Genomic DNA, 8,512 nt, shown 5'->3' on the forward strand with positions numbered 1-8,512 from the left:
ACAGTGCAGTTAATCCTAAAAATATGGAAGGAGTTCTAGCTTATTTATGCCGAATGTCAACGCCGATTGTATGAATATATTTCTTGAACAAATGTTGCAATATTTAAGAACACAAGAAGCCTTTCTTGTCATGAATTGTGCTAGTTAGAATAAGTCAAAAATTTAAAGGTGTTAAAAATATCAAGATTACATACCTACTGCCATACTTACCTAAGCTCAATCTTATTGAGAGACTTTGATTGTATATAAAACAGAACATTTTACATAATAAAGCCCATGATACAATTGTCTTGTTTTAGGGCGCTCTGTACAAATTTATTACCTTCCCTTCTCACTCCGCAATTAAATAACTCTGCAATATCACTTACTTAACTCACTAACAATGAGAATTGTATTAGTGCTGCTTTAAAAATGCAACATATTTTTGCTACGGCTGTTATATCGTGCTTTTTTGCTGCAATTACAGCATTTAGTTTTTTCGCAATATATGCATTTTTTGCACTTTCTTTAGCATTCCTTTGCTGATTCTACGATTTTTTCATCAAACAATTTCGATTTCAATGTCGTTTAAATTTTTCTATTTTACTTACCTCAGAATGGTTTCTCTCCCATTATTGTCTATCCGTTCCTTGCACAGTGGTAATTAGCATGACCAAGGCAAAATAACTCTTGTCATTCCAACGTATAGTGCCTAGAATCTAGGAGCTCTTCAGAATAAAAAAGAGGCAGATTTAGCCTACCCTTTTACCCTATAAGCATTACTTCTTTCTTTGTGTATCTTAGAGCTTGCTCAACAACAACTTTTCCTAAATAAACGTTAACTTCAGCACCACGTTTATTTAATTTACCTATTATTTCACTTCCATCTGCTGAGGTGCAACATTCACTGTCTTTGTTTCTCACTCCTAGTAAAGCTATACTCAGTAATAAGGTCACTGCCTTCCTACTGTAGGAGTAGATCATTTATAGTAATATGACAACCCTTATCTTCTAAGCTGAAGTAGAAACAATATTCATTATCTATCAGCCTACCTTCTTTATCCTTGCTTTTATTACTTTCTTTTATTTCATTAAACACATCTTCTTTCACTTGACCACTACTCCACCATCATTAGTAACAACAATCTCTGGAGCTTTTAAGTCAGATACTTAATTGTTTTTGTTGATTACATACATCATAAAACTACAACCACTAAAAACAATACAATTGAAGCCACTAAAACTAGTAGAGTCACTACAGAAGCTAGTCCTATAATTTTAAGCAAGTTGGCTTAATAAACGCAACTACTGCTGTTAACATAGCTATAGAAGCTAAAGTAGCGCTTACTGTAAGAGTAGTGTGCACATTTTATGAGAAATTGGGACCACAATAGCTTTTGAAAGTTTTGAAGACTGACATAACTACTCCTTTAATAAATTATTAACATACTTAAAATTATATATATAAAACACCCCAGTCAAGAAACCTTTAACGAAAAAATTAGCTGATAGGCAACGTTTGCATAAACTATCTACCACTTGAACCAAAACCCCTCACACTCCTTTCAGTTTCTTTTGTGCAGAATCGTTCTACATCATCCCAAATTACCTGGGGCACAGGAGCAATAAGGATCTGCGCAATTCTATCTCCCCTTTTTATTTCGTATGGCTGATTACTGAGATTAATTAGACAAACCTTAACCTCACCACGATAATCAGAATCTATAGTACCAGGAGAATTCAAGACAGTGATTCCATGTCTTGCAGCAAGTCCAGAACGCGGGCGAATTTCTCCCTCAAAACCATTTGGTATTGCAATTACAATTCCAGTTGGAATAAGTAACTTTTCAAGTGGATTTAAAGTAGCAGAGTTACCCAGTGCAGCATAAAGATCCATACCAGCACTCTGCATAGTTGCATAACAAGGAAGAGGTAGATCTTTCCCATGAGATAACTTCTTTATTTCCACTTTAATTTTACTTCTTCGCATCCTACTCACCAAAGCTCAAGTTATAGTATGTAAACTACATCTGTAAAAGTAATATGCTATGGCAATTACTTTTAGCTATAAATCATTCACAATTGATACACTAGAATTACTTTCAGTAAATAAATCAATCATAATATTAGGTATTCTCCCATTAACTATATGAGCAATTCCAGCACATTCTTCCACCATTTTAGCACACGCTATAAGCTTTTCAACAAATCTTTCTCCCTTAATTTTACCACAATTAATCGATGCATTTAAATTCTTAACAGATATTTTCCTACCATCAATCTTATCCATTTCTTCACACACATCGCTAAAGATTATCATTTTAGATGCAGAAACTGCAACTGCTATTGCACCAGCAGCACCATCTGCGTCAATGTGATATGTTTCTCCATTTTTTCCATGACCAATAGGCGCAATGACCGGTATAAAATCTGATTCTTCAATGAAAAACAATATATCAGGATTAATCTCAGTTGGTATGCCAACAAAGCCCATATCTAATATCTTTTCTATATTATTCAATCCATTTTCTCTAAGTGTAGTGCTTATTTTTTCGGCTTTTATTAGGTTACCATCTTTTCCACACAACCCAATAGCTGAACCACCAGCAGAATTTATATGCTGAACAATCTTTTTATTAACTGAACCACATAACGCCATTTCAATGATTCTCATAGTATCCTCGTCTGTAAGTCTGATATTATTTATAAACTTACTATCGATACCCAAGATTTTTAGCACGGAATCAATTTCATATTCTCCGTCATGTACTATAACCGGATTTATACCAAGCTGCTTTAATAAGACAACATTATGCACAAAAGTATTGAACAGTATTTCATCCGAGATTGTTATACCGCCGCATTTGATGACAAAAGTTTCGCCTACAAAGTTTGGTATACTAGACAGCGCTTCAAGTAATATCTCTGCTTTTTGCTCAAATGACACCTCACCCTTTAAAAATTCGCTGCTCTTCATTCTCTTATTTTGCAAACTTGAAAAACTCATCTCTCATCTTGGTTATTTTACACTTAACACGGACGCTTATTTGACAAATTGACACACTTTCATTATTAACCCATTTCTGAGTACTTCCTAGAACGTCATCAAGACCTTCTTGATCTACTTTGTCTATTTTTGTTAGCACAACATCAAAGTTAATATTGTTACATGTTAACCAATAAATAAAGTCTTTGTCTATTTCTTTTAGTCCTACTTTGCTATCTATCAGTACAAACACTCTTTTCAGGCTTCTTCTATGAATCAAATAGAATTCAATTAGGCCTAAGCATTGTATTATTTTATCCTTGCTTGCACGAGAATAGCCATACCCTGGTAGGTCAACAAGCCTGAACTTATCATTGTACATAGAGTAAAAATTTATTTGTCTAGTGCATCCGGGTTTAGAAGAAACTCTGGCAACTTTTTTGCTGTTTATCAGTAAGTTAATTAAACTGGATTTTCCTACATTTGATCTACCAGCAAATGCAATCTCTGGCACTGACGCATTTGGTAATGATTTTATGTCTGAAGCTCCAAATATAAAATTGCTGTTTGATGTTATCTCTCTTACCATTATATTATACAGAAATACCTAAGGTAGTAGGTATATTATAATGTCATTACTTGACGTAAAAAACTTTTTATTTCAAGTATACATTGCTCACTTAAACAGTTAAAATATTAGATTCGAGCTGTATGGATATAGAAAACAACCTACAAGATTTAAAGAAAAAATTCAATGATATAGAAAAGAAATTAGAAAATCCCACCAATTTAAGTCAAAAAGAATTTATCAACCTTTCAAAAGAATACTCTGAACTCAAGCCAATCATTAAGATAATTGATGAATATAACACACTGAAAAAGGAAATTTCAGACTTAGAGGAAATAATAAAAGATGAAAACAGTGAATATGATATAAAAGAGCTAGCCAAAGAAGAATTCTTCGAAAAGCAAAAGGCACTGTTACCACAAGTAAAAGCTAAATTAAAATTAGCACTATTGCCAAAAGACGAAGATGATTCAAGAAATGCAATACTAGAAATTAGAGCAGGCACAGGAGGAGAAGAAGCAGCATTATTTGCAGCAATGTTATTCCGAATGTACCAAAAATATGCAGAAAGAAGAAATTGGAAGTTTGAGCCAATAAGTATTTCCAGTACAGGTATAGGTGGTTATAAAGAAGCTTCTGCACTTGTCAATGGGACGGAAGTTTTTGCAAGGCTAAAATTTGAATCAGGAGTACATAGGGTACAGCGAGTCCCAGAAACTGAATCTTCAGGAAGGTTACACACTTCTGCAGCTACCGTTGCAATATTACCTGAAGTTGAGGAGGTTGATTTTAAAATAGAAGAAAAGGATTTACGGATAGATGTTTATAGATCCAGCGGCCCTGGAGGGCAATCAGTGAACACAACTGATAGCGCAGTGAGAGTCACCCACTTACCAACAGAAATAGTTGTAATACAGCAAGACGAAAAATCGCAGCACAAAAATAAAGCTAAAGCGCTCAAAGTGTTGAGGGCAAGGCTATATGAAATTGAAAGACAAAAAAAAGAAATAGAAAGATCAACAATGAGAAAAAGTCAAATTGGCTCTGGAGATCGTTCTGAACGTATAAGAACTTATAATTTCCCACAATCAAGAGTAACAGACCACAGAATCAATCTAACTTCACACCGGCTAGAGCAGATCATAAAAGAAGGTGAACTAGATGAATTTATTGAGGCACTAATTTCACGTAACGAAGCAGGAAGATTGGCTGGGGAGAGTTAATATTCATACACCTGTATTAATACACTGTATCTCCCAAAAGTAACAAATAAACAGTCAAAATAAGTTTTAATACTACTGCAGAAAGAACAAGGAAAATACACTGATTGCCTGACCATCGTAAACGTAGTTTGTTATACTAATTCTCATTGTTAGCAGGCCAAATAAGTGACACTGCAGAGTTATTTAATCGCGAAGTGATAAAGAGAGGTAATAAATTTGCACAAAACGCTCTCAAGCAAAGCTATTTTATTATAGACATTACACAAAATGTTCTGTTTTGCATACAACCAAAACCCTTCAATAGAATTGAGCTTGGGTAAGTATGATGGTAGGCATATAATCTCGATATTTTTAGGTAACTTTAAATTTTTTGACTTATATCAACTAGCACAACCCATGCCAAGAAATGCTTCTCGTGCTCTTAAATATTGTAACATTTGTTCAAGAAATATATTAATACAATCAGTATTGACGTACCCGGTGCAAACAAGCTAGCATTCTTTCTATCCCTAGTATTAACTGCACTTTAGAGATCAAAATCTTGTCTATCTAATTTTACTTCAATCTGCATTCTAACGCCCTTTTCAAACGACCTGTGTTCAACTTTCAAAATGCGTGCCAAACTGCAATTCATCAAAGAAAAATAACTCTTGTTTGGGACACTTACCAATAGTCTCATTAAATTTTTTCTAAACTCTTCCTATCTACCTTATAAATTGGTCTTAGCGTAATATATGAAAACCTCATCTTTTGCATATTACGGCGTACTGTAGATTTATTGATATTCAAGTAAAATTTTCCTAGATCCTTATTCTTATTTCTTTAATGATATATTAGGGTTTTCTTGTATCCATACTCAACTTGTTCAAATTGACTCTGATTAAATCTAGTTTTTCTACAACGTTGAGGGAGAGCAAACAATTTTTTTTCTTTTCCAAGTTTTAGTGCTTTATCCATGCAGTTTGCTGTTCTTGAAATGCAACATATTTTTGCTAAGGCTGTTATACTGTGCTTTTTTGTTACAATTACAACATTTAATTTTTTTAACATATGCGTTTTTCGCACTTTCTTCAGCATTTTTTTCACTGATTCCACGACTTCTCTATCTAATAATTTCAACTTCAACACCACTTAAATCCCGCTATTTCACTTACCTTAGTATAGCTTCTTTTCCATTATTGTCATCTGTTCCTTAGATAGCGGGGATTAGCACCACTTTGCAATTAAACAACTCTGCAATGTCACATATTAACCCAATAACAACAAGAATCTGTATGAATATTCAGTAGAGCCTATTAAACGGATAAGCAAAAACGATCCTCTTTCTCGCGCTTAAAAAAATAGAAATGAGCTGTCTAAAAGATTTTTTGCGATAAAATGATTTTATTTTCACTATATGTTTAAAGGGATTATTACGAATATTGGGACTATAATTAATACTACCATCTGTTCCAACTCCGACCAAATCTTTCATATTAAGGCACAAAATTTATTCTCTACACATAAAGGAGATTCAATAGCTTGCTCTGGCGTGTGTCTAACCGTCGTCGACATAATTAATGATGTATTTACAATTCAAATATCTCAAGAAACTATAAAGGTTTCCAACTTAAGTGCATGGAAGGTGGGAAAAAAAATAAACCTAGAAAAAGCAATGAGATTAAGTGACAAGATTGATGGCCACCTAGTTCAGGGTCATGTGGATGAAATAGTAAGAATTTTAACAATTAATCAAAATTTTGGTTCTTATGAAATTAAGCTATTATGCCCACAGGAATTAATTAAATTCATTGCAAAAAAAGGATCTGTGACTCTAGACGGAGTCTCTCTCACAGTAAATTCAGTCATGAGTCGAGAGTTTACTGTAAATATTATTCCCTACACATGGCAAAATACAACCTTCCAATATAACAAAGTAAATGATCATCTGAATTTAGAAGTTGACATAATTTCTCGGTATTTAGACCAGCTGATGCAGTATAAATAGAATTAATTTTACAATTTTGTTGTTTGCAATTATTATATTTTGAAAATCATTATAGTATGCTTTTCGATTGTCTTATTATCTTCATTATCATTGTATGCGTAATAACCTCAATAACTAGAGGTTTTATAAAAGAACTATGTGCACTAATATTTTTGTTTTTATCAGTCTTTCTTACAGCAAATCATTATGATTTCTTCACTATAAACTATAGTAAATATTTTAACTCCAAAGCTATGCAGAACATATTCTCTACAATTTCTGTATTCATTATATTCAATCTTATATTTATGATAGTAAATAACTGGCTAATGTACGTATTATCACCTATAAGGTCTGGATTAATTGATAGAGCCACTGGAATTTTTGTTGGAGTACTCAGAGGTATATTGCTCTCCTATATACTATTCCTTGCTGTGCATTTATATTGCTACACAGTGCATGACAAAAAAGAAGAGCAATCCAAAATAGAAGTAGAAGATATACTTCCTAATTGGATAATAAATTCTTATTCCTATCAGGCTTTATTTGCGACAGTAGAAGACATAATTGACATGTATGTACCAGAGTCGTTGATACTAAAAATAAAAGAGATTGGCAAAGCAATGGCTAATCAAGAAAAGTTTAAAGATAACAAAAAAGAAGAGTAGTACCCACGTTTTAGCAAGAATTGGCAGCTTTTTGGAGATGTTCTATACCATCTACTTTCTCAAGTTTTATACTAGGCTTTATCACATTATACAATGCAGAACCCATATAAACTAATTAACAATTTCCCCAATCACTGTTATTATAGGTATTTCTAGCATAGAGTACCAATTCCCACTGTACAGAAACGGCAAATAACAATGGAAAAGAAGCCATACTGAAGTAAGTAAAATAACGAGGTTTAATGGTATTAAAATTATTGGATGAAAAAAAAGTCGTGAAATCAGTAAAAAAAATGCTGAAGAAAGTGTGAAATAACGCATATGTGCAAAAAAACTTAAATGCTGTAATTGCAGCAAGAAAGCATAGTACAACAGCCATCAAAAACATTACGCAAAATGTTTTGTTTTATATATAACCAAAGTCTCTCAATAGGGTTGAGCTCAAGTGAGTATGGTGGTTATATGATCTCGATATTTTTAGGTAACTTTAAATTTTCTGACTTATACTAACTAGCACAATCCATGCCAAGAAAGACTTCTCATGTTCTAAAATATTGCAACATTTGTTCAAGAAATATATTTATACAATCAGTGTTGACATTCGGTGCAAATAAACAACTAGAACTCTCTCCATATTCTTAGGATTAACTGTACTGTAGAGATAAAAAATTTTTCTACCCAATTTTACTTTAACCTGTGTTCTAATACCAATTTCCACTATATAAGGAACGGGTAGGCAATAGTGGAAAAGAAGTTATACTGAAGTAAGTAAAATAGCAAGGTTTAAATGGTGTTGAAATCAAAATTATTGGATAAAAAAGCCGTGGAATTGGCAAAAGAAATGCTGAAGAAAGTACGAAATAGCGCATATGTTGCAAAAAAATTAATGCTGTAATTGTAGTAAAAAGCATAGTATAACAGCCGTAGCAAAAATATGTTGTATTTCAAGAGCAGCACTAACTGCATGGATAAAACACTAAAACTTGGAAGAGAAGAGAAATTATTCACTCCCCCTCAACGTCGTGGAAGAACTAGATTGAATCAGAGTCAATTTGAACAAGTTGAAGTATGGATACAAAAAATCCTAATATTACCATTAAAGAATGGGAACAGGAATCAAGG

General features: G+C 33.0%; 8 protein-coding genes and 3 pseudogenes. 4 read left to right on the forward strand and 7 right to left on the reverse strand.

Going from position 1 to position 8,512, the window contains the following annotated elements; genetic code table 11:
- Positions 1-744 precede the first annotated feature (744 nt).
- The 5 genes from GO684_RS04685 to yihA all read right to left on the reverse strand — a co-directional run bounded on the left by GO684_RS04685 (position 745) and on the right by yihA (position 3,557).
- A complete protein-coding gene (locus GO684_RS04685; protein WP_175939337.1) occupies positions 745-903 on the reverse strand; it encodes a hypothetical protein in 159 nt (52 codons plus the stop codon).
- A 40-nt stretch (positions 904-943) separates the two neighbouring features.
- Positions 944-1,078, reverse strand: coding sequence for a hypothetical protein (locus tag GO684_RS05645; protein WP_255419665.1), 135 nt, complete (start codon positions 1,076-1,078; stop codon positions 944-946).
- A gap of 429 nt (positions 1,079-1,507) precedes the next feature.
- Positions 1,508-1,969 (reverse strand): dUTP diphosphatase, encoded by a 462-nt coding sequence (dut, locus tag GO684_RS04690; protein WP_175939349.1) that lies wholly within the window; start codon positions 1,967-1,969, stop codon positions 1,508-1,510.
- Between the two features lie 75 nt (positions 1,970-2,044).
- Complete coding sequence (gene argB / locus GO684_RS04695) at positions 2,045-2,956, reverse strand: acetylglutamate kinase (RefSeq protein WP_175939339.1); 912 nt, start codon at positions 2,954-2,956, stop codon at positions 2,045-2,047.
- A gap of 4 nt (positions 2,957-2,960) precedes the next feature.
- Positions 2,961-3,557, reverse strand: coding sequence for a ribosome biogenesis GTP-binding protein YihA/YsxC (yihA, locus tag GO684_RS04700; protein ID WP_410543315.1), 597 nt, complete (start codon positions 3,555-3,557; stop codon positions 2,961-2,963).
- Between the two features lie 119 nt (positions 3,558-3,676).
- Here yihA and prfA point away from each other — a divergent pair, with 119 nt between their 5' ends.
- Entirely contained in the window at positions 3,677-4,756 is a 1,080-nt protein-coding gene (prfA, locus tag GO684_RS04705; protein WP_175939343.1) for a peptide chain release factor 1, read from the forward strand.
- A 179-nt stretch (positions 4,757-4,935) separates the two neighbouring features.
- Here prfA and GO684_RS04710 read toward each other — a convergent pair.
- Positions 4,936-5,887: pseudogene (locus GO684_RS04710) on the reverse strand (IS630 family transposase).
- Between the two features lie 265 nt (positions 5,888-6,152).
- Here GO684_RS04710 and GO684_RS04715 point away from each other — a divergent pair.
- Together GO684_RS04715 and GO684_RS04720 are read left to right on the forward strand one after the other, a co-directional pair.
- On the forward strand, positions 6,153-6,743 hold the full coding sequence (locus GO684_RS04715; protein WP_175939345.1) for a riboflavin synthase: 591 nt from the start codon (positions 6,153-6,155) through the stop codon (positions 6,741-6,743).
- Between the two features lie 56 nt (positions 6,744-6,799).
- Positions 6,800-7,390 (forward strand): CvpA family protein, encoded by a 591-nt coding sequence (locus GO684_RS04720; protein WP_175939347.1) that lies wholly within the window; start codon positions 6,800-6,802, stop codon positions 7,388-7,390.
- Positions 7,391-7,767: 377 nt separating this feature from the next.
- Here GO684_RS04720 and GO684_RS05400 read toward each other — a convergent pair.
- Positions 7,768-8,099: pseudogene (locus GO684_RS05400) on the reverse strand (transposase); the annotation flags it as partial.
- A gap of 78 nt (positions 8,100-8,177) precedes the next feature.
- Here GO684_RS05400 and GO684_RS05405 point away from each other — a divergent pair.
- Positions 8,178-8,512: pseudogene (locus GO684_RS05405) on the forward strand (IS630-like element ISWpi10 family transposase); the annotation flags it as partial.

Origin of the sequence: Wolbachia endosymbiont of Litomosoides brasiliensis (assembly GCF_013366805.1) — a bacterium.
Classification (GTDB): domain Bacteria; phylum Pseudomonadota; class Alphaproteobacteria; order Rickettsiales; family Anaplasmataceae; genus Wolbachia.

Coding starts and splice junctions, on each gene's coding strand:
- GO684_RS04715 (WP_175939345.1), top strand. CDS start 6,153: ATGTTTAAAGGGATTATTACGAATATTGGGACTATAATTAATACTACC.
- dut (WP_175939349.1), bottom strand. CDS start 1,969: ATGCGAAGAAGTAAAATTAAAGTGGAAATAAAGAAGTTATCTCATGGG.
- GO684_RS04720 (WP_175939347.1), top strand. CDS start 6,800: ATGCTTTTCGATTGTCTTATTATCTTCATTATCATTGTATGCGTAATA.
- argB (WP_175939339.1), bottom strand. CDS start 2,956: ATGAAGAGCAGCGAATTTTTAAAGGGTGAGGTGTCATTTGAGCAAAAA.
- prfA (WP_175939343.1), top strand. CDS start 3,677: ATGGATATAGAAAACAACCTACAAGATTTAAAGAAAAAATTCAATGAT.